The sequence below is a fragment of the Arcicella sp. GW822-FHT02H01 genome, from assembly GCF_058802005.1.
The window spans coordinates 4867221-4893085 of the sequence record NZ_JBXANT010000001.1; the positions used below are offsets into that span (position 1 = coordinate 4867221).

Below are 25865 nucleotides of genomic sequence, written 5' to 3' on the forward strand. Positions count from 1 at the left end.
AAAACACCAACAAAGGCTAAAATATTTATAATGTTACTTTAGAAAATAGAAAAAGCACTATAAAACTTTCGTATATAAACGAGTAGCACTTATTTTAGCTTAACACCATACAATAAAATGACCGATAAAGAGCTACAAAAAACTTTAAGAGAAAAAATTGAACATCGAGACTGTTTTAATAAAGAAGTTCAAAATATTTTAATTGACTATAAAAATTCAGGCGGGCAACAAGAAGATGCTGAAAAACTTGTCGAACAATTAGCTGTGAATTTTTCAAGTGATGAAATTTTTCAATACAGAACATATGAAATACTTGACATTATTACGGGTTGGGGTAACTATGGAATGAGAGTTTGGGACAAAAAAAAACCTGAAAGGCTAATGGATGGGCTTCAATTTGAGGATAACGAAACAGGAGTAATATTTAATCATTTCTCATATTGTGAATATATAAAACACATGATGGTAAAGTATGGCAAAATAAATTACTTTATTGCAAGTGAAACCGTAAACGATTCATTTTTAGCAAAAAAACCGAGAACAATTAATGACATTACATTTTTAACCCACGAAGTGTCATTTCATTGGGCTATGTTATTAGTCCACGGAGATATGTATTGGGCAAGAGGAATTCCTAGCGATGTCAATGAATTTAAAGAAGACTATTTAGCTTGGAAAACTGGGATAAAAAAGGAATACAACTTAAAAGAGGAGTACATATATTATGATAAACCAAAGTGCAAATAAATAAAACAGCCGTTAATAAGGGTTCTCAGGTTATATAATACTTATCTACTTTTAAATCGATATAAATCTAAACTTTATCTATCTTAAAACTTCTTTAATAAGCACATAATATGGGAAACCAAGGAGCATCTGTAGTCATAACGCATCATATCATAGAAGGCAAAGAGGAGAAATACGATGAATGGCTCAATGAAATTGGTCCAATTTGTAAGAGTTCAAACGGTTTTGTTGATTGGCAAATAATACGCCCAATTCCTAATCTAACGTTTATCTATACTGTTATTATTCGTTTCGATTCAATTACAAACCTTAAAAATTGGATAGAGTCTTCAAAAAGGAAACAGCTCATCGAAAAGGTAACTCCACTATTTGCCAGAGATGATAATTATGTTATAAAAAGTGGTTTAGATTTTCTTTTTGTTTCAGAAACTGAAAAGCCCAAAGCACCTGTTCGTTGGAAACAGTATTTAGTAACGTGGTCTGCTATCTATCCATTATCACTCATTATTCCATTACTTATTTTAACAGTGTTGAGGTTTTTGCATTTTCCTCAGATTCGATACTTGGACTCACTTTTTATTTCAGGGGTTATCGTTTTTCTGATGGTTTATGTTGTAATGCCTCATTACACAAAACGTATAAAAAACTGGCTTTATAGGTAAGCTATCTTCCGCCTTCATTGGTCTGGGCGTCGCCGTGATAAACAGTAACAAAAGTTAAATTGAAAAATAATATTAGAAAAGAAACCAATCCCGAAGGGATGATATATTTATAGAAAAAGGAAAAAAGAATGGTATGACTCCGAAGGAGTCGTATATGAGGGGTTCATTTTAAGCTATAGACATTTGAATCCGAAGGATTCTTTCATTCATACGATTTTTTAAGGTTATAAGCTTCTGCCTACAGATACCTATTTCAGGTGGATTTTATTTGTTTCAAGTCATCCCATCTGTTTGAAAAAACTTTTTTTATTTTTTTTCAAATATTTCTGTAACCTTTCATCATTACCGCGGTTACCAATACAAATTACACTAAATCACATTTAATTACTTGGATAATCTTTCTGATAACGCACTCATGCTAAAAGTAAAAGCTGGAGACCTCGACAAGATGGGTCTGCTCTTTGAACGGTACCATCGTTCTCTGTACGGCTTTCTTTTTCACATGACGAACCAGAAAGAAGCAAGTGAGGATATGACTCAGAATGTTTTTTATCGGATGCTTAAATATAGAAATGCGTTTGTGGGTGATGGTGAGTTTAGAACTTGGATGTATCATTTGGCTCGCAATGTGTTGAACGACCATGCTAAAAAGAATATCAGAAATAAGGCTCAATACGATATAAAAGATTTTGAGGAAAGAATAGGAGGGAGTACACTGGCTGATGAGCAATTTGAGAAAGAAGAAGAATTGAACATGCTCGAAAAAGCTCTTGGTAGTTTAAGTACAGAAAACCGTGAATTATTGATTTTGAGTAGGTATCAGGAATTGAGTTATCAGGAGATTGCCAAAATATTGGATACTACCGAAGGGGCAATTAAAGTAAGGGTGCATCGTGCGATGGGTCAATTAAAGAGTATTTATTTTAAAATTAATGTATAAAAAAGGCAAGTCTTATGAAATGTGAATATGATAAAGAGCGACTTACTTATTTGTTGAATAATCCTATCAACGATGTTGAACGTATAGCGTTAGAAGAACATTTAATTGAATGTGCAGATTGTCAGAAAGAGTTTGAACAATCTCAAACATTATGGATAATGATGGGCGAGCTTCCTAAGCCTATGCCTTCTGCGAATATGCGCACAGATTTTTATGCCATGTTGGAAGATTATAAAGAAACCGTAGCCGAAAAGAATAATCCATTAACAAGTATTTTAGCAAAATTCAAACAACTTTGGACGATTCAACCTGCTCTGCAACTGTCGTATAGTTTTATGCTTTTAATTGTTGGACTTGGCATTGGTTATTTTATCAATCATTCAAATGATAAACTAACTTCTAATCAGGAAATAACTGCTTTATCTTCTGAAGTGCAGGAAATGAAGAAAATGATGATGATGTCGTTATTGGAAAACCCTTCGGCCTCTGAAAGAATGCGTGCGGTGAGTTATTCAGAAGAAATTACAGAAGTAAATGCACAGGTAGTAGATGCATTGTTGATGACACTAAACAACGATGAAAATGTAAATGTCCGCTTGATGACCTTGGATGCCCTTACCAAATTATCACATAATGCGAGGGTTCGTGAAGGATTGGTGCAAAGCATTACTAAGCAAGATTCGCCCTTAGTACAATCAGCCATTGCTGATGTAATGGTAAAATTACAGGAAAAAAAGTCGATAAAACCCCTTCAAAAATTGCTTAAACAAGACAATCTTAACGAGATGGTCAAGGATAAAATAAAACAAAGTATTAATCAACTCATTTAAATAAACCTTTACATCATGAAAAGAACATTATTCTCCTTTATAATAGGAGTGGTACTCTCTTGTGCCCAATCGTCAACAAATGCACAGAAATTTGATGAACATCTTCATAAAGAATTTGAGGTATCGAAGACAACCACTAACATTTTAGCCATTTATAATATCAATGGTTTTGTAAAAGTAGAAGGCTATGCTGGCACTAAAGTAGTCATAGAAGTGGATAAAAATATTTCTGCCCGAGAGGAAGATGATGTAGAGACTGGCAAAAAAGAATTTCAGTTGGCATTTGAACAAAAAGGCGATAGTATTATTGCTTATGTGGCTCAACCATTTGATTCTCGCCCTAATCGCAATAACGAGCGAAGAAACGACAAGCGAGTAGAGTATCATTATAATGTATCGTATACTGTAAAAGTGCCCTTCAATATGAACTTGCATATTTCGACCATCAACAATGGATATGTAGAGGTAAAAGACGTTGCGGGAGCATTGCATTTACGCAATATCAATGGCGAAATCTCAGTAGCGAATGCAAAAGGACAAAGTAATTTGCATACCATTAATGGCAATATCACAATAAACTATGTGAGCAATCCTCCAGAACCATCGTCTTATTATACCTTAAATGGTGATATCAGGGTTAGCTATCTCAATGACCTTTCGGCAGACTTACAGTTTAAAAGCATGAATGGACATTTCTATACAGATTTTTCTAATACTGAAGTATTGCCAACGCAGGTAGTGAAGAATAAAGAGACCAAGGGAGAAGGAACTGTTTATAAACTAAACAAAACATCGTCTATCAGAATAGGCTCTGGTGGAAAAGCTTACCGCTTTGAAACCATGAACGGAAGCGTATATATCAAAAAACAACCATAAAATATTTATTACAAAAAATATATCAAGCACATGAACACAATAAAAAAAGCAGGATTTTTGCTACTATCAATCATATTGATGAACAGAGCCGTGGCTCAGACAGAATCAAAAGACCAGATAACGGTGCCTTTGACCGACCCAACTAAGCCATATTCGTTGACAGTGAAATTAATCAATGGCTCAATCAAAGTAGCTAGCTATGCAGGCAAAGAAATAATAATAGAAGCACAAGCGGCCTCAGGCAAAAAAGAAGAAAGCAAAACCAATGCCGAAGGTATGAAGCGCATCGTGGCAGATAATGGATTGGAGCTTACTGCCGAGGAAAACAATAACAAAATAATCGTACATTCTGATTCTTGGAAAAGAGCCGTTAATCTTACCCTAAAAGTACCACAAGGTGGAAATTTTAAACTCCATACCATCAATAATGGAGATATTACGGTAGATAACATCAATGGAGAAATGGAGGTAAACAATGTAAACGGTGCAATAAAACTTTCTAATATTTCAGGTTCTGTCGTGGCGAATACTGTTAACGGAAACATCATTACCAGTTTCAAATCGGTAGATGCTAAAGCACCTATGGCATTTACAACCTTGAATGGAAATGTTGACATTACTTTCCCTGTAACGATTAAAACCAATGTTAAGTTGAAGTCAGATAGAGGTGAAATACTAAGCGATTTTGACATTGACATCGACAAAACACAACCTAAGACAAATACAGCCAGTGAAAAAGGGATGTATAAAATTAAAATTGAAGACTGGATTTATGGGAAAATCAATGGCGGTGGCCCTGAAATCATGATGAAGAATATGCATGGAAATATATATCTAAGAAAAGCCAAATAAACCTATTTTAACTTAATCAATAAAGAATCTGTAGGTTTAGCATTTGTGTTAAACTTATAGATTCATCTTAAAGTTTTAACCTCATCCTATTGTTTTGTTTACTTGTAATTAATTTTGAAAAAATTGCAACAAATTAGTAAAACCTCTTGTCCTTGTCATAAAAAAAACCTCAACAAACAACCTAACAAACTATGAAAAAAATACTCTTGCTAATGCTACTGCTATGTATTGCTAGTGTTAGCTTTGCCCAAACATTTACTATCAATGGCACTATTAAAAATCAACAAAATGAAGTAGTTCCTTTTGCTACCATTGCGTTGCATCATACCAAAGATTCTTTGTTAGTAAAAGCTGATATTGCCACTGAAGAGGGCGTGTTTAAAATGGCTAATATTGCTAAAGGACTATACTATCTTCAAATTAATGCGGTAGGTTTCAAAAGTTTTAGGTCTTCGCCCATTGAAATAATCAATCAGAATATTGATTTACCGCCTTTTACCTTATTAACCTCTGTCCAACAGTTGGAGGAAGTAAAGGTGGTAGCTTCCAAACCTTTGATAGAGGTGAAGCAAGACAAAATAGTTTTTAATGTAGAAAGTAGCATTAATGCGACAGGCTCAAATGCATTAGAATTATTACAAAAATCTCCTGGGGTACAAGTAGATAAGGATGAAAACGTGTTGATAAAAGGCAAAGCAGGCGTCAGGATTTATATTGATGGAAGACCGTCGCAGATGAGTGGGAAAGACCTCGCCTCAACCCTTAGAAGTATGAACTCTGCTGATATTGAAGCCATTGAAATTATCACCAATCCCTCCGCTAAATATGATGCTGCTGGCGACTTAGGCATTATCAATATTCGCTTGAAGAAGAACCGAAAAATTGGAACTAATGGTAATTTAAGTCTTGGGGCTAATTTCGGTATTACGCCAAAATACAATAGTTCATTGAACATCAATCATCGTGATAAAAAGGTCAACCTTTTTGGGTCTTATAGTTATAATCAAGGTGCTTGGCACAATACCACTTTTGATGACCAAATTCTGAACAATACTATTTATAATAAGACGTGGCATGGCTTATGGAAGGATACCTCGCAAAGTGCCAAAGTAGGCGTTGATTATTATATCGATTCAAAAAATACGATAGGCTTTAGTGCCAATGGTAGAATGAGCGACCACAATGGCGGAGGCGAAAGCCAAACGCTGATTGGTAAACGATTTAGCTCAGTCCCTGATTCTGTAGTACTTTATTCGCAAACATCTAATCCTGAAAAAAACAAGAATCTCAACTTAAATCTAAATTATCGTTTTGCTGATACCACGGGGCATGAACTGAATGTTGATGCCAATTATGGTATTTTTACTTCTAGGGGTATCAATTATCAGCCCAACAGGTATCAGTTTTATTCGCCAGAGATTCCTGCTATCGAACGAAACTATGTCAGTAAAACTCCGACAGATATTACAATCAGTTCTTTTAAAATTGATTATGAACAGCCTTTCCAAAAAGGAAAATTGGGGTATGGCGTAAAATGGTCGGATGTTACATCGGATAATACATTTGATTTCTTTAATGTCATTAATAATACTGAAGTCAGAGATATAGACCGAAGTAACAGATTTACCTATACGGAAAGAGTATACGCTGGATATATAAATTATAATGTTCAGTTGAACAAGAAATGGGATTTTCAAGTAGGGTTGAGGGCTGAAAACACTAAATCGCTAGGTAATCTTACCAGTTATAAGCACAACGATTTAGATAGGGTAGATACTACTTACCTGAACTTTTTCCCAAGCGGCACGCTATCATTCAAGGCATCTGATAATCATTCTTTTAACCTTAATTATAGTCGCAGAATCAATCGCCCGAGTTATCAAAACCTGAATCCATTTGAATACAGGATTGATGAATTGGTGTATTCAAAAGGAAATCCATTCCTTCGTCCTGAGTTAGCCAATAGTTTTAAATTGACGCACGTATATCAATCTAAACTGACAACCTCTTTAGGATATTGGCGAACCAAATTCCCAGTGGTGGGTCTAAGGATTCCTTATGATAGTAGTCGAACCTATTTTATTTCTAGGAACTTAGATTATTCTGAAGGGGTAAGTTTGGATATGAGTATTACGGCTTCTATTACAAAATGGTGGCAAATTTATTTCAATGTGAGTGCCTATCACAATATCTGGAAAGCAAATCTGGAAAATGGATTAGTCATTAATAACAGCACAGCGGCACTTAATTGCAACGGACAGAATACTTTTAAGATAAAAAACAACTGGACGATAGAATTATCAGGTTGGTATAATTCACCCTACCGAAGAATCGATTACAACTCGGGAATGGGTATGATGGACATAGGTGTGCAAAAGAAGTTTTGGAGTGACAACGCCACTTTCAAGGTCTCTTATAGTGATGTATTAGGCACTGCTCGCGGAGGATACCATTCACGCTATGCAGGCATTGAAACAAATTTAAGATTCACTTTTGAAGGGCAACAATTGAAATTTAGTTTCAATTATCGCTTCGGAAATAAGGAAATCAAAGGAGCGAGAAATCGTAAATCAGGTTCTGAAGATGAAATGAATAGGATTAAGGGAGGGTGATTTTCTATTAGCGGGGGAGTTAAGTCCTACTGATTACCTACCAGTATTTAATTTATTGATAATCAGTATCTAATAACCTCACCCCCAGCCCGACTACGCGTCCCGCTCTTTTCAGAGAGGGGAGCTTTAAGCTCGAGAATCTGCTCCCCTTCTCTGAAGGAGAAGGGGGCGGGGGATGAGGTTGTTTAAATCCTAATAAAACTTAGGCAAAGGATTCAATTTAAGATTTTGTCTTTGATGCCAATATGGATAAATTGGTGGTACTTCACTGGCTTGGTCTAATTTCTTTACTTGGTCAGTTGTCAAGTTCCAACCTACCGCATCAATATTTTGAAGAAGTTGTGCTTCGTTTCTAGCACCGATAATAATGCTCGATACTGTTGGTCTTTGCAATACCCAGTTGATGGCTACTTGTGCTAAGGTTTTGCCCGTTTCTTCTGCTACTTCATCCAAGGCATCGATAATATTATAAAATACTTCTTCGTTGATTACTGCTTCTGGAATGGGGCTACCACCTTGCGCTACTCTGCTATCTTGTGGCAAAGGTTGGTTTCTACGATATTTTCCGCCTAACCTACCTGCCGCCAAGGGTGACCAAATAATTCCGCCAACTTTTTGGTCTAAGCCCAAAGGCATTAGTTCCCATTCGTATTCACGATTGGCCAATGAATAATATACTTGATGTGCTACATATTTATTCCAACCATATTTGTCAGCAATGGCTTGAGATTTCATTAAATGCCAGCCTGAAAAATTAGAAGCAGCAATATACCTGATTTTCCCACTTTGAATTAAATCATCTAATGCCCTGAGGGTTTCTTCAATAGGTGTGTTGCCATCGAACCCATGCATGTGATAAAGGTCGATATAATCAGTGTTTAGGCGTTTTAAACTCCCTTCTACTTGTTTAATCAAACGATAACGAGATGAACCCTGATTGTTTGAACCCTCGCCAAAAGTAAAAGTAGCTTTGGTCGAAATAATTGATTTATCTCTTTTGCCAGCCAGTGCTTTTCCTAGAATCTCTTCTGAAAGCCCTTGAGAATAAACATCGGCAGTATCGAAGAAATTGAGACCTGCCTCTAAACAAATGTCTACTAAACGAGTAGCTTCTTCTACCTGAGTACTTCCCCAAGCTTTAAAAAAATCGTTTCCACCACCAAATGTAGCAGTACCAAAACTTAGCACAGGCACTTCTAAGCCTGATGCACCTAACTGTCTGTATTCCATTCTTTATTGATTTTAGAGATTTGTTATATACTACTCTTTAAGGAGTAGCTGATAGTAAAATCCAAAAAATAAAAAGTTGGTTCGTTTTTGGTAAATAAGATGTTAGACTTTAGGACTTGAGGACGTTAGATTTAAGACTTGAAGACGCTAGACTCAAGACTTGAAGATTTTAGATTTTAAGATGCTGGACTTTAGGTGTTAAATTTAAGGTGCCAAACTTAATGACAAAGTCCAAAGTCTTCAAGTCTTAAGTCTAGTGTCTTAAGTCTAGCGTCTTCAAGTCCAAAGTCCAAAATCAAAACAGCTCCCCGAAACATTCAGGAAGCTGTCGCCTATTCACCTAACCACTAAAATAGTTTTTCTTTAATTAGCATACATTGACCAATTGGTAATCAAGCAATTGATTTTATTGTAAACTGTCTTATTATATTTTGAAACGCCACTTTGCGACGTCTAGCAATGTCTATCTTTTGTCCATCTATCATAATTACACATGGCTCACCTGTAGTACTGAATGCTTTTAAATATCTTAAATTAATCAAGAAAGATCTGCTTACTCTTACAAAATCATGGGGTTCAAATAATTCACAAAATTGTTTTAACGTTTTTGAAAAAAGTCTTTTACTACCATTCTTATAATGTACAAAAGTATAATTTCCTTCGCCTTGACACATCACAATTTCATCGATAAAGATTTCTGTTTTTCCTCTTTCTAAGAAAATAATTGTTCTTTTTTCACGACCATATCGTTTTGAAGAAAAGAGAAAATTGGTTTGGATTGGTAAGTTCATAGTTGTTTGGTTTACATAATCACCTTGATGAATATTTTTCCATAGTACAAAACAAAAGACTTTGCTTTCAATATTTTAGCGTAAAAACACTTTAATTGCTTAATTGCGTATTTTTACCCTCCGTAAACCCCCCCTTTTGTGCTACATTTTCTTAGTCGTAAAAGCATTGAAAAATGGTAACAAGAAAATCAGAAAAATTTATGGTTTGAAGACACACGAATAATCCTTAATTTTGCAGGAAAACAAGATTGGTGTTTTTTCACGAATCATATTACAAATACTATGCTTTCAGAACAAGAAGTACTTCGCCGACAAAAGCGCGAAGATTTAATGAAGCTCGGAATCGACCCTTATCCAGCTGAACTATACGAAATCAATGTAACTGCTGAGGATATTCAGCAGAATTATGCGAACAATAAGATTGATTATAAGAATATCTCGATTGCAGGTAGATTAATGTCTTTCCGAATTATGGGGAGTGCATCTTTCGCAGAATTACAAGATGCTACAGGCCGTATTCAATTATATTTCCGTAGAGACGACCTTTGTCCAGATGAAGATAAAACGCTTTATAATACAGTTTTCAAGAAGTTATTAGATATTGGTGATATCATTGGGGTGAAGGGCTATGTGTTTACTACCCAAACAGGAGAAGTTTCTATTCATGTTACCGAATTCAAGATTCTGAATAAATCATTACGCCCATTGCCAGTAGTAAAACGTGATGAAGATGGAAATGTGTTTGATGGTTTAACAGACCCAGAAACACGTTACCGTCAGCGTTATGTCGATTTGATTGTTAATCCAGAAGTAAAAAATATATTCATCAAACGTTCAAGAATTGTAACGACGATGCGTACAATTTTTGATGGAAAAGGTTGGTTAGAGGTTGAAACACCAATTCTTCAACCTATTCATGGGGGTGCTTCTGCTCGTCCGTTCAAAACACACCACAATTCTTTGGATATTCCTTTATATATGCGAATTGCCAATGAATTGTATTTGAAACGCCTTATTGTAGGCGGTTTTGATGGCGTGTATGAGTTCGGTAAAATGTTCCGTAATGAAGGAATGGACAGAACTCACAATCCTGAGTTTACGTCTTTAGAATTCTATGTAGCCTATAAAGACTACAATTGGATGATGGAAATCACCGAAGAGATTTTCGAGAAAGTTGCCATCGCTACCAACGGACAAACGAAAGTAAAAGTTGGCGAAAACGAAATTGAATTTGCTGGACCATTCACACGTTTGACGATTGCAGGAGCAATTGAAAAATACACAGGTGTTAATGTAGAAGGCATGGACGAAGTAACGCTTCGTAATCACTGTACTTCTTGGGGAATAGAAGTGGATGCTTCGATGGGAACGGGTAAATTGATTGACGAAATTTTCGGTGAGAAAGTAGAAGGCAATTTGATTCAGCCAACGTTTATTATCGACTATCCAGTTGAAATGTCTCCGTTGACTAAAAAACACCGTAGCAAACCAGGGTTGGTAGAGCGTTTTGAATTATTTGTGAATGGTAAAGAAATTGCCAATGCTTATTCAGAATTAAACGACCCGATTGATCAGCGTGAACGTTTTGAGGAACAATTGAAACTAGCTGAAAGAGGTGACGACGAAGCAATGGCGATGGATGAAGATTTCCTTCGTTCATTAGAATATGGTATGCCACCAACAGCAGGTATTGGTATTGGTATCGACCGTCTGACGATGTTGATGACTAACCAAACGACTATTCAAGAGGTATTGTTCTTCCCTCAGATGCGTCCAGAGAAGAAAGCTGAACTTTCTACTGATGCAGAATATGAGGCAATTGGTGTACCAACAGCATGGATACCTGTACTTCAAAAAATGGGCTTTATGACTATCGCAGGACTGAAAGAGGCTAATCCAAACAAAGTATTTAACGATTTAGGCGGAATGCGTAAAAAGTTAAAACTAGATATTTCAATTCCTACTAAAGACGATGTTCTCAAATGGTTTGAATAAAAAAAAGAAAACGGCTACTTCATCGAGGTAGCCGTTTTTTTTACTCGCAGATTTATTAAATAATCTCCGAAAATCTGCGGTTTAAAATCTCCAAAATCTGCGGGTAAAATCTTTTCCCGCAGATTCTCGCAGAAAAGTATCGCTGATTTTTAAATAATTCAAAATCTCCGAAAATCTGCGGTTTTTAAATCTCCAAAATCAGCGGGTAAAATCTTTTCCCGCTGATTACCGCAGAAAAGTATCGCTGATTTCCGCTGATTTTTAATAATTTAAAATCTCTGCAAATCTGCGGTTTTTAAATCTCCAAAATCAGCGTGTAATATATTTCCCCGCTGATTACCGCAGAAAAGTATCGCTGATTTCCGCTGATTTTTAATAATTTATAATCTCCAAAATCAGCGGGTAAAATCTTTTCCGCTGATAATCTAAAAAATGACAATTTATCAACCTTGATTTGTAATAATCGGTTAATTTGTCATGTGAAAATCATTGTAAAATAAAAATACAAGACATAATGGCATTAAAATGTGGGTGGTATAGGATTTGAGATAAAAGGGATGTCCAGCTATTATAAAAAGGACAAAACATTTTAACATTTAATCAAAAAACATTAAACAACATAAAACCATGAAACTTGTTAGATTCAATAACCCAGCATTCCAATTTTTCAATGAAGATTTCAACAACATTTTAAAAAACATAGACACCATGTATCCTTCAAAACAACACCATAGTGTAGCATATAATAACATTCCTGCTGTGAATGTAAAAGAAGTAGAAGGCATATTTCATATTGAAGTAGCTGCTCCAGGTTTGAAAAAAGAAGATTTTAAATTAAGTCTTCATGAAAACCGTTTGACTATCTCGACTAAGAAAGAGCAATCAAATGAAGAAAAAACTGAGCAATATACTCGCCAAGAATTTAATTATACTTCGTTCCAAAGAACATTCAATTTGCCTAAGTCGGTAGACGGAGAAAAAATAGAAGCTACTTATGCAGACGGAATATTGAATATTTCACTTCCTAAAAAAGAAGAAGTAAAACCTGCGGTTAAAGAAATAGCAGTAGCGTAATTGATTAGATTACGTTAGGCTTTTAGCCATTAGTTTCAAGATTATTATTATCGATTCCTTCTCTGAAAAATAGTGTTAGAGAAGGAATCTTTTTGCCCTAAATGTTATATTATTGTTCTACAAAAAAATCATCACTCAAAGCTGATTACTTACTAATAAGTATTTTCTTAAAATATGTTAAAAAGCTTTAGAGGAATGCACCTTAAAAAAAGTTTTAGCGTTAAATTAGCAGATGTGAATTAAAGATCAAAAATTTATTCAATCTTGTATTGTTTTGTAAAATTTAACAAAATATCACAAACCATGGAAATTAAAAGTAATGTAAAAAACCTAGCTATAGCCGGAATATTGAGTAGTGCTACTACGCTTGGAGCCTATAAGCTTTTTTTAGAAAAATCATCATCAGACGCCTTATTTACCAATACGCCTTCTGCTTTCACACGAATGGTTTCAAATGTTGGGGCTGTTCCAGCAGGTGCACCGGGTGAGTTTACGTATGCGGCAGAAAAAGCTACGCCTGCGGTAGTACACATTAAAACAAAAATGACACGCAACGTTAGCCGTCAAATGATGGACCCGTTTGAAGATTTCTTCGGAGGTTTTGGCGGAGGCGGTCGTCGTCAGCAAGCAGAACCTCAAGAAGCGTCAGGATCGGGGGTAATTATTAGTTCAGACGGTTATATTGTTACTAACAATCACGTTGTACAAGATGCAGACGAAGTATCAGTAATTTTGAATGACAAACGCGAGTTAAAAGCAAAAGTTATCAGTACTGACCCAGCTACGGACATTGCGGTAATTCAAGTGAAAAGCTCTAATTTACCATTCTTGACTTTTGGTGATTCAGATGCTATCAGAGTAGGAGAGTGGGTATTGGCTGTAGGTAATCCGTTCAATTTAGAATCGACCGTTACAGCGGGTATTGTTTCGGCAAAAGGACGCCAGAATATTATAGACCGTGGTGGAGACGTTAATCCATTAGAATCGTTTATTCAAACAGATGCAGCCGTAAATCCGGGTAACTCTGGTGGTGCTTTGGTTAACTTAAAAGGTGAGCTAATTGGTATCAACACTGCTATTTATAGCCGTACTGGTCAATTTGCAGGATATTCATTTGCAGTGCCAGTAGGAATTGTTAAAAAAGTAGCGGCTGATTTGATTAAATATGGCAATGTACAACGTGGCTATTTGGGTATCAACATTACCGAAGTAAACGCTAAATTGGTTGAGGAGAAAGATTTAAAAGTAGGTGATGGCGTATATGTAGGTGGTTTCCCAACAGTAGGCGGAAGCTCAGCTCAAGCTGCTGGATTAAAAGTAAACGATGTAATTGTAAAAATAGACGGTATCGAAACCAGATCAATGTCTAAATTGATGGAATTGGTAGGTCGTAAACGCCCAGGTGAAACAGTAGTAGTTACTGTAAACCGTGATGGAGACCTTAAAGACTTCAATGTTGTGTTAAAAAATAAAGATGGCAACACAAACATTGTAAAAGGTGAAGTGGTTGGAAATGTTGTAAAAAGCGATTTCTTAGGTGCTAAACTTGCTAATTTGAGTGATGGCGAAAAAGCTAAATTCAAAATTAGTGGCGGTGCAAAAATCACAGAAGTTGACCCAGAAGGTAGATTAGGCTACCAAGGATTAGATAAAGGCTTTATTATCACTAAAATTGATGAAAAAGCTGTTACCGATGCAAAAGAAATAGCAGACGTTTTAGCTAATCGCAAAGGTAAAGTCAGACTTGAAGGTATTGATGTAGACGGTACACGCGTACTGATGATACTTTAATAATTCTTTATATAATAGTACTAAAAACCCTGTAAAGCACTGCTTTACAGGGTTTTTTATGGCTTGGCTTCAAGGGTTTCTAATGCCTTTGCTAATTCCTTTGCCCAAATTGGATAAGCGTCGTATTGTAAATGAATGCCATCTAATGAGAATTGTGGTTTTAGTTGATTGTTTTCAGCTAAATATGGGTTAGCATCCACATATACCAATTGATTTTCTTGGCAAAACCTCGCTAATTTATCATTCAACAGGGTGATTTCTTGATTAATATCAGGCATCGACGTATAGACTACTGCTTGAACAATTATTTTAATTTGTTGTTCTTGGAGTATTTTAATCATTTTTTGATAGTTCTCAAAAACCCGTTGTTCGGGTACACCAGCTAGCAAATCGTTTATACCGCCTTCAATTACGCAAATCTTGGGTTTAATGTGGGGTACTTGCAGTGTTAAGTCTTTTAAAATATGCAAAGTGATTGCCCCACCATAAGCGATGCTGTAAATATCATTTCTTCCTAAAAGTAGTGACCAGTTTTCTTGTGCAATCAAAGAATCACCAATCAATAAAATATTTTTTGATTTCACTGGGAATAAATATCGATAGAGTTTTAGCCTAAACTGGTATGCCAAAATGCCACCTGTGATGATAAATAAGAGATTCAGTAACAATGAAAAAGTTAGTAGTTTTTTCTGCATCATCAATAGGTTTTAATGTCAAAACTATCAGCATCTAAATAAGCAGGGAATTGTTCTCTGAATTCAGCCAAACTTTTTTTATGGAGTACCTGTGTGGTTACAATTTCAATATTTTCTTCATAAAAAAGTTGATTGCCTTTAAAATCAATCACTGCCGAATTCCCCGAATAGATTAAATCCATTCCATCTTTGCCTACACGGTTTAACCCCACTACATACGCTTGGTTTTCAATAGCACGGGCTTGTAGAAGAGTATCCCACACTTTTGAACGAACCGCTGGCCAATTAGCTACATATATCAGTAAGTCGTAAGCTTGATTTACATTCCTAGACCATACGGGGAACCGTAAATCATAACAAATAAGCGGACAGATTTTCCAGCCTTTCAATTCCACAATTAGCTTTTTTGTACCGCCTGTAAAATAATGATGTTCGCCCCCCATTCTAAATAAATGACGTTTGTCGTATTGCTCAAAACTCCCATCAGGGCGCATCCAGATTAATCTATTGAAAAAATGATTTCCATCTTTTACAATAAAACTTCCAGTGACAACGGCATTGCTTTGTGCTGATTGTTGTTTCATCCATTTTTGTACGAAAAAATTCATTGGCTGTCCTACCTCGTTAACATTCATCGTAAAACCAGAGTTAAACATTTCTGGTAAAATAATAAGGTCAGTAGGCGTATCAATCAGCGCAATTTTTTCTTCCAACATCGCCAAATTAGCAGTGGTATTTTCCCAATATAAATTCGTTTGAATAAGCGTTACAGAAAGGTCTTGCATAAATATATGTTTTAAGAGAATAATCGTGGGATGAGTATTATCAAAAATAGTGATTTTCTATGGCTCAATCAAATAAAGCAACCAAAGCAAGATACATTAGTCCGAAAAAGTGTTTTCTTTTGTATAGAAAAAAACAATTTATAAAAACTATGAAAAGAATACTCTCCCTCTCATTATTAACGATTTGCATAGCATTATTGGGCTTCAAAAATATTGAAGAACATCCCACTCTAGAAATTGGGGCTGTTGCTCCTAATTTTAATTTAAAGGGAATCGATGGTAAAATGTATACGCTCAATTCTTTTGCCAAAGCCAAGATTTTAGTAGTCGTATTTACCTGTAATCACTGTCCGACAGCACAATCTTATGAAGAGCGTATCAAAAAGCTCGTGACCGATTACCAAGCCAAAGGAGTGCAAGTAATTGCCATTTCGCCAAATGACCCTGTAAGCGTGCGTTTGGATGAAATGGGTTATACCGATTTAGGTGATAGCTACAATGATATGAAAATCAGGGCTAAGGAACATCATTTTAATTTTCCTTATTTGTATGATGGTGATACGGAAGTAGCCTCTAAAAAATATGGCCCTGTGGCGACGCCTCATGCCTTTATTTTTGACCAGAAAAGAATATTAAGGTACTCAGGAAGAATTGATGATGTTGAAAAACCAACGGGTACACCTAAAAATCACGATACCAGAAAAGCCCTAGACGAATTATTAGCGGATAAGCCTGTAACTGTGAGTAAAACCAAAACCTTTGGATGCTCGATAAAATGGGGAGGTAAAAGAGAATTGGCGGAACAAGAAAAAATAGATTGGGCAAAAGAACCCGTAGCGTTGGAATCAATCGATGAAGCAGGTATAAAAAATTTATTGAAAAATGATTCAGGAAAGTTAAGATTAATTAACGTTTGGGCTACTTGGTGTGGGCCATGTGTGGCTGAATTGCCTGATTTTATGACTATCAATAGAATGTTTAGACAACGAGATTTTGAATTAGTGACCGTATCAGCAGATAAACCAGACAAAAAAGATAAAGCTTTGGCAACGCTGAAAAGACTACAGGCTTCGAACAAAAATTATATTTTTAATTCAGACGATGCCTACAAACTGATAGAACTTATTGACCCAAAATGGCAAGGAGCATTACCTTATACTTTATTAATAGAACCAAACGGAAAGGTAGTGTATCAGAAACAGGGCACGATTAATCCTCAGGAAATGAAGAGAATTATTGTAGACAACCCTGCTGTAGGAAGATATTATTAGGGTGAATTTTATTTAAGTATCATAAATAGCGACTAATCTGATGTTAATAAGCATTAGGTTGGTCGCTATTTTGGTGATAGGTTTTCGTAAAATGTCATGTTATTTGCACGATTGGTCAAGGACGATTTCGATGGATTAAATCAACTTTGTATCATCATTAAACAACCAGAAAACATGAAATCAGAAATCTTAATATTAGGCTCAACAGGAAGTATTGGTTATGCTTTTACCGAAAATTTACTTCGCAAAAATATTCCAGTAAGCATCATTGTTCGTGATGTAGCCAAGGCAACAAATCTTTTTAAAGACTTTGACAATGTAGAAATCATCAAAGGTGATGTTCAAGATTTGAATCTTTTAAAACAAGTCTCCGCCGACAAAAAGTATATTTTTCACGGGATTAATTATCCTTATGACAAATGGTTTGGCAATATGGATGTGGTGACTGCAAAGATTATTGAAGCTGCCAGTCTCAATCAAGCAATGATAGTTTTTCCTGGGAATGTTTACAATTATGGTAAAACCCCATTAATTAAAGAAGATTCTCCCGAGAATCCTTGCACTCGAAAAGGAGCTCTGCGTGTTGAGTTAAAGAAGATGTTGAAAGATGCTGCCCATACGGGGAAATGTAAGGTATTAGATGTGTGTTTGCCAGATTTTTGGGGTCCTAATGTATTGAATGAAGGGATAAAGCCTTTTTTTATGAATGCCCTTAATGGTAACGCTCTTCCTTATTCTGTTCGTGTTGATATTCCACATCAGATGGTTTTTACCAAAGATGCTGCCGAAATGATGGTAAGATTAATGCAAAGAGGTGTGCAGCAACCTTATGAAAATTATAATTATGGCGGACAAGTACATCCAACAATCAAAGGTTTTCTTAACCAGATTTCAAGGTCAGCCGATGCTCCTGAAAAGATAACTGTTTATCCAAAATGGTTATTTACAATATTAGGAATTTTTATGCCAGTAATGAAAGAAGTAAAAGAGATGCTTTATCTTTTTGAGGGAACTGTAATACTGGACGATACTAAAGTGAGAAGTATTTTTCCAACTTTCAAAGAAACCCCTTTACAAGAAGCCATCACTGAAACGTTGGATTGGTTTAAGGAGAATGAACTTGAGAAGTAGCTGTGAGCGGAAAGCCTTGAGCAGTGAGATTTTTTAGTTTAACATTTTACCTTTTAAACAAACAGATATTAAATACATAAAACATTATGAAAACTATATTAGCACTTGAAGAAATGGCTGAATTTGTATTAGGAATATTAATATTCAGTCGCTTAGAATTTGCATGGTGGTATTTTCCAGCATTATTGTTAACCCCTGATTTAGGGATGTTAGGTTACTTGGTTAATACCAAAATAGGTGCTTGGCTATATAATTTTGTTCACCATAAAGCCTTAGGCATTAGTATTTTGGTACTCGGTTTCTATCTCCAAAATCAAGTCATTTTATTAGTTGGAACAATCCTGTTTGCACACTCTGCCTTCGATAGAATGATGGGCTATGGGCTAAAATATGAAGATAGTTTTGGGAATACGCATTTGGGAAAGATAGGGAAGTAGCTTTGAGCTATGAGTGATGAGCTTTAAGCTTTAAGGGTGATTTGTTATATAAGTAATGAGTCAAAATAATAATCACTAACTCACTCATTTACTAACTCACTCAATTACTCACGCTACCATTTTAGGGTTTTTGCGATAGACCGTTGGTGTATATCCTGTCCACTTTTTGAAGGAGCGAAAGAAAACACTTGGCTCTGAATAGCCTAATAAATAAGCAATGTCTGTAGTGCTTAAATGGGTTTCTTGTAGATGTTGAACAGCCAAATTCTTACGAATATCATCAAGGAGTTGCTGAAAAGTGACTCCTTCTTCTTTGAGTTTCATTTGTAGTGAACGTAACCCAATGCCCAGATTCCTAGAAATATTAAACAATGATGGCTCTTCCCCTTTAAGTCCATCCAGAATCTCTTTCTTAACCTTTTCTTTGATAGAATTATCTTGTTTTAGACTCGTCAAAATACTTTGAGCATGTTTATCAAACAAGGGAAAAAGATTGGGATTAGCATTCAGTATGGGGTAGTCCAAATACTTTTTTTCAAAAACTATTCCTGTAATATCGCTTTCAAATATTATTTGTTCCGTCTTAAAAATACGCTGGTACTCGCTTAAATGCGACGAATAAGCAGGATAATTAAAATGCACTGCATGAAGGGGTAGTGCTCTACCAAGCATACCTTTTACGGCTTCATTGTAAATAGATAATTCAGATTCAAAAGCATAGTGCGGATAAAGCATTTCCTCGCTTAACTGTGTTAAAGTTACATAAGCCAAATCATCTTTTATATAAAACTCAGTCTTTGAACCATCACAAACGATGTCTTGATATTGGCAAAGTTTTTCTAAGGCTTTCCCTAGTGTAGGGCAGTGCATCATTACATAAGCTAAAATTCCTACGGCAACAGTATTGATAGATTCCCCTATATGCAATGCTAAATGTTCATCGCCCGTCATTTCCACGGCTTCTTTCCATAATTCTTGCACTTTTCTGATAGGCAAACGAGCGTCAGGGTCTTGAAGCATATCTGCTGTTAATCCTACTTTTTCGCAAAGGACATTGTATTCAGCACCCCTCTGTTGGGCTGAATAGAGAATTAGGTTAAAAGAAGAAACAGAAAGTGTGTTGTACATATTTTTAAGCTGTCAGCTATAAGCATTGAGCTGTGAGCAATGAGATATTTAAGTAAAAAAGGCTTACAGTTGAATTAGCTATGAGCATTCAGCCATGAGCTATTAGATTTATTTTTTTAGGCTAAAAAAGCTCACAGCTCAATGCTCATAACTTACAACTCATATTAGCCATGAGATTTATTTTTTTAGCCTAAAAAAAGCTCACAGCTCACTGCTCAAAGCTTACAGCTTATTTCAAATAACGCCAATCTTCGTTGCCAGTCAGAGCCAATAGAGATTCATAAATCAAATTAATTACTGCTTGTACATCGTCTTTTGCAACGGTTTCAACAGTTGTGTGCATGTATTTCAACGGTAAAGAAATCAACGCAGACGCTACACCTTCAGTTGCATAAGCAAATGAATCTGTATCCGTACCAGTAGAACGAGAAACTGCCTGACGTTGGATTTTAATTTCTTTAGAGGCAGCTACATCGATAATAAAATCACGTAGGTTATTTTGTACAGCAGGGCCATAGCAAATCACTGGACCAGCACCGCATTTTAAATCACCTTGTTCTTTTTTATTGTACATCGGCGACTGTGTATCATGGGTAACGTCTGTAACAATGGCTACGTCTGGTTTCAAACGTCTTACAATCATTTCAGCACCACGTAAACCGATTTCTTCTTGTACAGCATTTACTACATACAACGTAAAAGGTAACTCAACCTTGTTTTCTTTGAGCATACGCGCTACCTCCGCAATCATAAAGCCACCAATGCGGTTATCTAACGCACGACCAACGTAATAACGATTGTTTAGCTCCGTTAAACCATCTTCAAAAGTTACAACCGTTCCAACATGAACGCCCATTTCTTCCACTTCCTTTTTGTTGGCGGCACCCAAATCAATAAAAATATCATTAACAGTTGGTGCTTTGTCTTTTGACAAATCACGCACGTGAATAGCAGGATAGCCAAATACGCCTTTTACAACACCTTTTTTAGTATGTAAATTACAACGCATAGACGGAGCAATCACGGCATCAGAACCACCATTTCTTCTTACGAAAATATAACCATTATCGTCGATATAGTTTACAAACCAAGAAATTTCGTCAGCATGCGCTTCGATAACTACTTTATAAGATTTTGCCAGTGAAGCAGTGTTTGGTTTAATCACGCCAACGGCTGTACCATACACATCAATAATAGTTTCGTCGATATAAGGTTTGATATAGTCTAACCAAATTTGTTGTCCCGATGCTTCAAAACCAGTTGGCGAAGCATTGTTGAGGTATTCGTAGAGAAATGTTTTTGCGTTTTCAGTCATAATTAAAGTATTGATATATTTCGAAATGTCATTTTTACAAAAATACAAAACCCCAAAGGTTTTTAAAGCCTTTGGGGATAAAAATCAATTTTTAGTTAAATATCCTGCAAAAAAGAAGCTCAAAGCTCATAACTCAAAGCTCACAACTACAAAGGAATATTCCCATGCTTCTTCCTTGGTAAATTAGCTACTTTATTTTCCAGCATTTTAAAAGCCCGTATTAATTTCTGACGCGTTTCTGAGGGCTGAATTACTTCATCAATATAACCCCGATGTGCCGCTCTATACGGATTAGCAAATTTCTCGGTATATTCCTCTACTTTTTCTTGTAATTTCTCAACAGGGTTTTCTGCTTCTGATATTTCTCTTTTAAAAATAATCTCCGCCGCACCTTTAGCCCCCATCACCGCAATTTCGGCTGTTGGCCAAGCATAGTTCATATCAGCACCAATGTGTTTGGAGTTCATTACATCATAAGCGCCTCCATAGGCTTTGCGTGTAATTACTGTAATTCTTGGTACAGTAGCCTCACAGAAGGCATACAACAGTTTTGCTCCATGAGAAATGATGCCGCCCCACTCTTGGTTAGTGCCAGGCATAAACCCTGGTACATCTTCTAACACCAATAATGGAATATTGAAACAATCGCAAAAACGAACAAATCTAGCAGCTTTCTGACTTGCCTGAATGTCTAATACGCCTGCCATTACGATAGGTTGATTGGTAACTATACCAATACTTCTACCTGCCAGACGAGCAAAGCCCACTACAATATTTTCAGCATAGTTTTTATGCACTTCAAAGAAGGAGTCGGTATCAGTAATGTGCTCAATTACTTCCTTGATATCATAAGGCTGATGGGGGTTCTCTGGAATAAGGCTATCCAAAGCTTTTCGTTCTTCATTGCCTATTTCATAGGGTAGGGAAGGAGCTTTGTCTTCGCAGTTCTGAGGGATATATGATAATATTTTTTTGATGTTATTGATACAGACCACTTCATTGGCACAAGAAAAGTGGGTAACACCCGATTTAGTAGAATGCGTAGAAGCGCCGCCCAATTCTTCGGAAGTAATCACTTCATGGGTAACAGTTCTTACCACATTCGGGCCTGTTACAAACATATATGAAGTGTTTTCAACCATTAAAATAAAGTCGGTTATCGCTGGAGAATATACTGCCCCACCTGCACATGGCCCCATAATGGCTGAAATCTGTGGAATTACGCCCGAAGCCAAGGTGTTTTTATAAAAAATATCCGCATATCCTGCCAAAGAAGTAACTCCTTCCTGAATCCTAGCACCACCAGAATCATTCAGACCAATAATAGGAGCACCATTTTTCATGGCTAAATCCATAATCTTGCAGATTTTTTCCGCATGTGTTTCGGATAAGGCACCGCCAAAGATGGTAAAGTCTTGGGCAAATACATAGACCAAACGCCCATTTACTGTGCCATAGCCCGTAATTACGCCGTCTCCTAAGTAATATTCTTTATCTAACCCAAAATCTTTACAGCGATGCATCACGAATTTACCAATCTCTTCAAAACTGCCTTCATCCAATAGCAACGTCACCCTTTCGCGTGCTGTCAGCTTCCCTTTTTTGTGTTGAACCTCAATTCGCTTTTCACCTCCACCCAATAAAGCTTCAGTGTTTTTCTTTGCTAATTCATCAAATTTTACTTGATTGCCCCCTGTATTCATTTTGAATGATTTTGTTCTATTGCTTTGTTTTAATTCTTATCAAAGATATACTTTCAAATAGCAATTACCTGCAAAAACAATATAGTTTCTTGATTTTGTATAATTTTATTTTTTTTGCGTATTTTAACATAAACTCTAACGATATTCTGATAAATTACACAATAATAAATATAAATAAACTGTATTATGCTAGATTGAATGCTTATCTTGGTTCGTTTTTATCAAAATTGTTTTATCTCCACTCAATAAAGGTTGTAGTTTGGTTGAACAATATTGAGATTGAAAGACAAAAAATATTAAATAAAGCATGAATAAAAATTACTTTTGGAAATTTTTCATACTATTTTTTCTACAAATTGCCCGACAAGGTTTTTCTCAGATTGGAGGTAATCAAAGCTTCAGCTTTTTGAATATTCCCAGCAATCCTGTCACGTTAGCTTTGGGTGGAATAAATGTTGCGCATACCAATAAAGATGTAAATGTAATTTTCCAAAACCCTGCTCTTTTAGATACCACTTTGCATAATCTTTTAGCTGTAAATTATATTCCTTATTTTGCTGGCATCAATTATACCACGGCTGCTTATGGTCGAAGTTTCAAGAAAAACATTGTTGCTTTGGGTGTTCAGTCGGTTAATTATGGCAATTTTCAATTAACAGATGCTGCTGGAAATATTCTTGGACAATTTACCGCTAATGATGTAGCACTTACGTTATCAAGTGCTAGGACTCAAGGAAATATTACCTTTGGTGGAAGTATAAAATATGTATCTTCTGTCGTAGAAAATTATTCAGCGGTAGCTCTATTGTTAGATTTTGGTGCTATATTTAAGCATCCTACTCAAGCATTAACGCTTGGGATAAGTGCAAAAAATGTAGGGGCTTTATTAAAAGCGTATACTCCCTTTGATAAAAGCAATTTACCTTTTGATGTACAAGCAGGTATTAGCTTTAAACCTAAATATATGCCAGTCCGTTTTTCGTTTACGGCTCATCACTTATATCAATACGATATTGCATATTTAGATAAAACCATCATCAAAAAAGACTTTAATGGTAATATCATTGAGAATAAAGTAGGTTTAGCAGATAAAATAGCAAGACATTTCGTCATTGGCACAGAAATTTTGCTTAATAAAAATTTTCATGCTTTAATTGGATATAACCATTTAAGGGCTGCCGAGTTGAGTCAACAGAATATCAGTGGCTTTTCTGGGTTCTCTTTAGGGTTTTTAATACACACCAAACTTTTTGATTTTTCCTATGGGTATTCAGGCTATAATACCGCAGGAAATTTGAATAGTTTTGGTTTAGTTTGTGACTTAAACAGAATAATAAAATAAAAATTCACCGACCCACACGTTGGTTAAAACCCAAATTCGTGGAACGTTTAAAAGATGGCAAATTTAGAATCATTAACTCCTAAACAAATTGTCGCAGAACTCGACAAATACATCATTGGGCAAAAAGATGCCAAGAAAAATGTAGCAATTGCACTGCGAAATCGCTGGAGACGCATGAATGCTCCAGAAGATATGCAAAAAGAAATTACACCCAATAATATCTTGATGATTGGCTCTACTGGTGTTGGAAAAACAGAGATAGCCCGTAGATTAGCCAAGTTGGCAGATGCTCCGTTTACCAAAGTAGAGGCATCAAAGTTTACAGAAGTAGGATATGTGGGGCGTGACGTAGAATCAATGGTCAGAGATTTAGTTGAATCGTCTATTCACTTAGTACAATCAGCCAAAAAAGAAGAAGTAAAAGATAAAGCCTCTGAAATCGTCGAAGAGATTATTGTGGAAGCATTGGTGCCATCAATGGGCAAAACGGGTAAAAAGAAAAAGCAAGAGAAGGTAGGTTTTGATAGTAACGAAGTCCCTGAAAGTGACGAAGAATTGAACCAAAGAACCAGAGAGCTATTTCGTGAAAAATTAAGAAGAGGAGAACTTGAAAATCGTAAGATTGACATTGCCGTTCGCAGTGTAAATACGCCTAATATCGGGGTGATGGGTGGACCAATTGATGAAATGTCGATGATGAATATTTCTGAAATGATTGGAGGAATGTTGCCCAAAAAAGAGAAAAAGCGTAAGATGACTATCGCTGATGCACGTAAGGTACTTTTGGAAGAAGAATCAGCAAAACTGATTGATATGGATGAAGTAAAGGAAGAGGCCATCAGAAAAGCAGAGAACTTAGGGATAATATTCATTGATGAAATAGATAAAATAGCCTCGTCAAGAAGTGGCGGAGGTGGTCCCGATGTAAGTCGCGAAGGTGTACAAAGAGATATGTTGCCTATTGTTGAAGGCTCTACGGTGAATACTAAATATGGCGTCATTAATACTGACCACGTGCTATTTATTGCAGCAGGTGCTTTTCATGTTTCAAAGCCAAGCGACTTGATTCCCGAATTACAAGGTAGATTCCCTATTAGAGTAGAATTACAAAGTTTAAAAGAAGAAGACTTTTATAGAATTTTAAAAGAACCTAAAAGTGCTTTGACGAAGCAGTATATTTCTTTATTACAATCTGAGGGGGTAGAGTTATCCTTTGATGATGATGCTTTAGCAGAGATTGCCAGAATCGCCTTTGCGGTAAATTCAGAAGTTGAAAATATCGGAGCAAGACGTTTACAAACGGTAATGTCACATTTATTGAACGATATTATGTTTGATATACCTGATGTAATAGTTCCCAATGAAAAAATAGTGATTGGCAAAGAACTAGTAATAGAACGCTTGGGAGGAATGGTAAAAAACAGAGATTTGAGCCAATATATTTTGTAAGGAATCAATGTTTAATTCATAAAAAAGAGCTTCTTGAAAATTTCAAGAAGCTCTTTTTGGTACAATACCTTTAGGAAATTGGGGCTAATTACTTACCTCTTTCGTTATAAACTTTTTGTAATTTGATAGCTACAAAAGTAGAAGCACCCATAAGTACGATAAAGAAAGCCCAAGTTAATAATGTTCCAGACATTTTTATATGATTTTGA

General features: G+C 35.9%; 22 protein-coding genes. 15 read left to right on the forward strand and 7 right to left on the reverse strand.

Translation table 11 applies throughout. The annotated features are described in order from the left end of the window. The first annotated feature begins 117 nt into the window (after window positions 1-117). From AC1RNE_RS20315 to AC1RNE_RS20345, 7 genes are all read left to right on the forward strand, one after another. Window positions 118-747: a hypothetical protein gene (locus AC1RNE_RS20315; RefSeq protein WP_492803530.1), complete on the forward strand. Its 630-nt coding sequence runs from the start codon at window positions 118-120 to the stop codon at window positions 745-747. Window positions 748-857: 110 nt separating this feature from the next. Then, window positions 858-1409 carry an antibiotic biosynthesis monooxygenase gene (locus tag AC1RNE_RS20320; RefSeq protein WP_492803532.1) on the forward strand — a complete coding sequence of 184 codons (552 nt, stop codon included), beginning with the start codon at window positions 858-860 and terminating at the stop codon, window positions 1407-1409. Window positions 1410-1824: 415 nt separating this feature from the next. Beyond that, a complete protein-coding gene (locus AC1RNE_RS20325; RefSeq protein WP_309919630.1) occupies window positions 1825-2349 on the forward strand; it encodes an RNA polymerase sigma factor in 525 nt (174 codons plus the stop codon). 14 nt (window positions 2350-2363) lie between these two features. Continuing rightward, entirely contained in the window at window positions 2364-3179 is an 816-nt protein-coding gene (locus AC1RNE_RS20330; RefSeq protein ID WP_492803534.1) for a HEAT repeat domain-containing protein, read from the forward strand. A gap of 15 nt (window positions 3180-3194) precedes the next feature. Beyond that, entirely contained in the window at window positions 3195-4055 is an 861-nt protein-coding gene (locus AC1RNE_RS20335) for a DUF4097 family beta strand repeat-containing protein (RefSeq protein WP_492803536.1), read from the forward strand. A gap of 30 nt (window positions 4056-4085) precedes the next feature. Beyond that, window positions 4086-4907, forward strand: a complete 822-nt coding sequence (locus AC1RNE_RS20340) for a DUF4097 family beta strand repeat-containing protein (protein ID WP_492803537.1) — start codon at window positions 4086-4088, stop codon at window positions 4905-4907. Window positions 4908-5098: 191 nt separating this feature from the next. Beyond that, complete coding sequence (locus AC1RNE_RS20345) at window positions 5099-7519, forward strand: TonB-dependent receptor domain-containing protein (RefSeq protein WP_492803539.1); 2421 nt, start codon at window positions 5099-5101, stop codon at window positions 7517-7519. A 192-nt stretch (window positions 7520-7711) separates the two neighbouring features. Here the strand turns inward: AC1RNE_RS20345 and AC1RNE_RS20350 are convergent, their stop codons facing one another. Both AC1RNE_RS20350 and AC1RNE_RS20355 read right to left on the reverse strand, forming a co-directional pair. Beyond that, a complete protein-coding gene (locus tag AC1RNE_RS20350) occupies window positions 7712-8749 on the reverse strand; it encodes an aldo/keto reductase (protein WP_492803540.1) in 1038 nt (345 codons plus the stop codon). Window positions 8750-9141: 392 nt separating this feature from the next. Then, complete coding sequence (locus tag AC1RNE_RS20355; RefSeq protein WP_492803542.1) at window positions 9142-9540, reverse strand: LytR/AlgR family response regulator transcription factor; 399 nt, start codon at window positions 9538-9540, stop codon at window positions 9142-9144. Between the two features lie 282 nt (window positions 9541-9822). Here AC1RNE_RS20355 and lysS point away from each other — a divergent pair, with 282 nt between their 5' ends. The 3 genes from lysS to AC1RNE_RS20370 all read left to right on the forward strand — a co-directional run bounded on the left by lysS (window position 9823) and on the right by AC1RNE_RS20370 (window position 14400). Further along, window positions 9823-11535 carry a lysine--tRNA ligase gene (gene lysS, locus AC1RNE_RS20360; RefSeq protein ID WP_492803543.1) on the forward strand — a complete coding sequence of 571 codons (1713 nt, stop codon included), beginning with the start codon at window positions 9823-9825 and terminating at the stop codon, window positions 11533-11535. A 627-nt stretch (window positions 11536-12162) separates the two neighbouring features. Next, window positions 12163-12609, forward strand: a complete 447-nt coding sequence (locus AC1RNE_RS20365; RefSeq protein ID WP_492803545.1) for an Hsp20/alpha crystallin family protein — start codon at window positions 12163-12165, stop codon at window positions 12607-12609. Window positions 12610-12912: 303 nt separating this feature from the next. Next, window positions 12913-14400: a Do family serine endopeptidase gene (locus AC1RNE_RS20370; RefSeq protein WP_492803547.1), complete on the forward strand. Its 1488-nt coding sequence runs from the start codon at window positions 12913-12915 to the stop codon at window positions 14398-14400. Window positions 14401-14456: 56 nt separating this feature from the next. Here the strand turns inward: AC1RNE_RS20370 and AC1RNE_RS20375 are convergent, their stop codons facing one another. Further along, complete coding sequence (locus AC1RNE_RS20375; RefSeq protein WP_492803549.1) at window positions 14457-15095, reverse strand: SGNH/GDSL hydrolase family protein; 639 nt, start codon at window positions 15093-15095, stop codon at window positions 14457-14459. Window positions 15096-15097: 2 nt separating this feature from the next. After that, the gene (locus tag AC1RNE_RS20380; protein ID WP_492803551.1) at window positions 15098-15880 is read right to left on the reverse strand and encodes an amidohydrolase; all 783 of its coding nucleotides are present in this window, start codon (window positions 15878-15880) and stop codon (window positions 15098-15100) included. Between the two features lie 149 nt (window positions 15881-16029). Here AC1RNE_RS20380 and AC1RNE_RS20385 point away from each other — a divergent pair, with 149 nt between their 5' ends. From AC1RNE_RS20385 to AC1RNE_RS20395, 3 genes are all read left to right on the forward strand, one after another. Then, window positions 16030-17151, forward strand: coding sequence for a redoxin domain-containing protein (locus tag AC1RNE_RS20385; RefSeq protein ID WP_492803552.1), 1122 nt, complete (start codon window positions 16030-16032; stop codon window positions 17149-17151). A 174-nt stretch (window positions 17152-17325) separates the two neighbouring features. Beyond that, window positions 17326-18282 carry an NmrA family NAD(P)-binding protein gene (locus AC1RNE_RS20390; protein ID WP_492803554.1) on the forward strand — a complete coding sequence of 319 codons (957 nt, stop codon included), beginning with the start codon at window positions 17326-17328 and terminating at the stop codon, window positions 18280-18282. A gap of 86 nt (window positions 18283-18368) precedes the next feature. Beyond that, the gene (locus AC1RNE_RS20395; protein WP_492803555.1) at window positions 18369-18719 is read left to right on the forward strand and encodes a DUF4260 domain-containing protein; all 351 of its coding nucleotides are present in this window, start codon (window positions 18369-18371) and stop codon (window positions 18717-18719) included. Window positions 18720-18827: 108 nt separating this feature from the next. On the opposite strand, the gene AC1RNE_RS20400 is transcribed toward AC1RNE_RS20395, so the two are convergent. The 3 genes from AC1RNE_RS20400 to AC1RNE_RS20410 all read right to left on the reverse strand — a co-directional run bounded on the left by AC1RNE_RS20400 (window position 18828) and on the right by AC1RNE_RS20410 (window position 22865). After that, window positions 18828-19847 (reverse strand): AraC family transcriptional regulator, encoded by a 1020-nt coding sequence (locus tag AC1RNE_RS20400; RefSeq protein WP_492803557.1) that lies wholly within the window; start codon window positions 19845-19847, stop codon window positions 18828-18830. Between the two features lie 229 nt (window positions 19848-20076). After that, on the reverse strand, window positions 20077-21162 hold the full coding sequence (locus AC1RNE_RS20405; RefSeq protein ID WP_492803559.1) for a M42 family metallopeptidase: 1086 nt from the start codon (window positions 21160-21162) through the stop codon (window positions 20077-20079). A 146-nt stretch (window positions 21163-21308) separates the two neighbouring features. Further along, on the reverse strand, window positions 21309-22865 hold the full coding sequence (locus AC1RNE_RS20410; protein WP_492803561.1) for an acyl-CoA carboxylase subunit beta: 1557 nt from the start codon (window positions 22863-22865) through the stop codon (window positions 21309-21311). Between the two features lie 307 nt (window positions 22866-23172). Here AC1RNE_RS20410 and porQ point away from each other — a divergent pair, with 307 nt between their 5' ends. Together porQ and hslU are read left to right on the forward strand one after the other, a co-directional pair. Then, window positions 23173-24207 carry a type IX secretion system protein PorQ gene (gene porQ, locus AC1RNE_RS20415; protein WP_492803563.1) on the forward strand — a complete coding sequence of 345 codons (1035 nt, stop codon included), beginning with the start codon at window positions 23173-23175 and terminating at the stop codon, window positions 24205-24207. Between the two features lie 54 nt (window positions 24208-24261). Next, window positions 24262-25656 (forward strand): ATP-dependent protease ATPase subunit HslU, encoded by a 1395-nt coding sequence (gene hslU, locus AC1RNE_RS20420; RefSeq protein WP_492803564.1) that lies wholly within the window; start codon window positions 24262-24264, stop codon window positions 25654-25656. Window positions 25657-25865 lie beyond the last annotated feature (209 nt).

What these genes read in the sequence shown, in the direction of transcription:
- AC1RNE_RS20315 (WP_492803530.1), top strand. Translation starts at nt 118, where the DNA reads ATGACCGATAAAGAGCTACAAAAAACTTTAAGAGAAAAAATTGAACAT.
- AC1RNE_RS20320 (WP_492803532.1), top strand. Translation starts at nt 858, where the DNA reads ATGGGAAACCAAGGAGCATCTGTAGTCATAACGCATCATATCATAGAA.
- AC1RNE_RS20325 (WP_309919630.1), top strand. Translation starts at nt 1,825, where the DNA reads ATGCTAAAAGTAAAAGCTGGAGACCTCGACAAGATGGGTCTGCTCTTT.
- AC1RNE_RS20330 (WP_492803534.1), top strand. Translation starts at nt 2,364, where the DNA reads ATGAAATGTGAATATGATAAAGAGCGACTTACTTATTTGTTGAATAAT.
- AC1RNE_RS20335 (WP_492803536.1), top strand. Translation starts at nt 3,195, where the DNA reads ATGAAAAGAACATTATTCTCCTTTATAATAGGAGTGGTACTCTCTTGT.
- AC1RNE_RS20340 (WP_492803537.1), top strand. Translation starts at nt 4,086, where the DNA reads ATGAACACAATAAAAAAAGCAGGATTTTTGCTACTATCAATCATATTG.
- AC1RNE_RS20345 (WP_492803539.1), top strand. Translation starts at nt 5,099, where the DNA reads ATGAAAAAAATACTCTTGCTAATGCTACTGCTATGTATTGCTAGTGTT.
- AC1RNE_RS20350 (WP_492803540.1), bottom strand. Translation starts at nt 8,749, where the DNA reads ATGGAATACAGACAGTTAGGTGCATCAGGCTTAGAAGTGCCTGTGCTA.
- AC1RNE_RS20355 (WP_492803542.1), bottom strand. Translation starts at nt 9,540, where the DNA reads ATGAACTTACCAATCCAAACCAATTTTCTCTTTTCTTCAAAACGATAT.
- lysS (WP_492803543.1), top strand. Translation starts at nt 9,823, where the DNA reads ATGCTTTCAGAACAAGAAGTACTTCGCCGACAAAAGCGCGAAGATTTA.
- AC1RNE_RS20365 (WP_492803545.1), top strand. Translation starts at nt 12,163, where the DNA reads ATGAAACTTGTTAGATTCAATAACCCAGCATTCCAATTTTTCAATGAA.
- AC1RNE_RS20370 (WP_492803547.1), top strand. Translation starts at nt 12,913, where the DNA reads ATGGAAATTAAAAGTAATGTAAAAAACCTAGCTATAGCCGGAATATTG.
- AC1RNE_RS20375 (WP_492803549.1), bottom strand. Translation starts at nt 15,095, where the DNA reads ATGCAGAAAAAACTACTAACTTTTTCATTGTTACTGAATCTCTTATTT.
- AC1RNE_RS20380 (WP_492803551.1), bottom strand. Translation starts at nt 15,880, where the DNA reads ATGCAAGACCTTTCTGTAACGCTTATTCAAACGAATTTATATTGGGAA.
- AC1RNE_RS20385 (WP_492803552.1), top strand. Translation starts at nt 16,030, where the DNA reads ATGAAAAGAATACTCTCCCTCTCATTATTAACGATTTGCATAGCATTA.
- AC1RNE_RS20390 (WP_492803554.1), top strand. Translation starts at nt 17,326, where the DNA reads ATGAAATCAGAAATCTTAATATTAGGCTCAACAGGAAGTATTGGTTAT.
- AC1RNE_RS20395 (WP_492803555.1), top strand. Translation starts at nt 18,369, where the DNA reads ATGAAAACTATATTAGCACTTGAAGAAATGGCTGAATTTGTATTAGGA.
- AC1RNE_RS20400 (WP_492803557.1), bottom strand. Translation starts at nt 19,847, where the DNA reads ATGTACAACACACTTTCTGTTTCTTCTTTTAACCTAATTCTCTATTCA.
- AC1RNE_RS20405 (WP_492803559.1), bottom strand. Translation starts at nt 21,162, where the DNA reads ATGACTGAAAACGCAAAAACATTTCTCTACGAATACCTCAACAATGCT.
- AC1RNE_RS20410 (WP_492803561.1), bottom strand. Translation starts at nt 22,865, where the DNA reads ATGAATACAGGGGGCAATCAAGTAAAATTTGATGAATTAGCAAAGAAA.
- porQ (WP_492803563.1), top strand. Translation starts at nt 23,173, where the DNA reads ATGAATAAAAATTACTTTTGGAAATTTTTCATACTATTTTTTCTACAA.
- hslU (WP_492803564.1), top strand. Translation starts at nt 24,262, where the DNA reads ATGGCAAATTTAGAATCATTAACTCCTAAACAAATTGTCGCAGAACTC.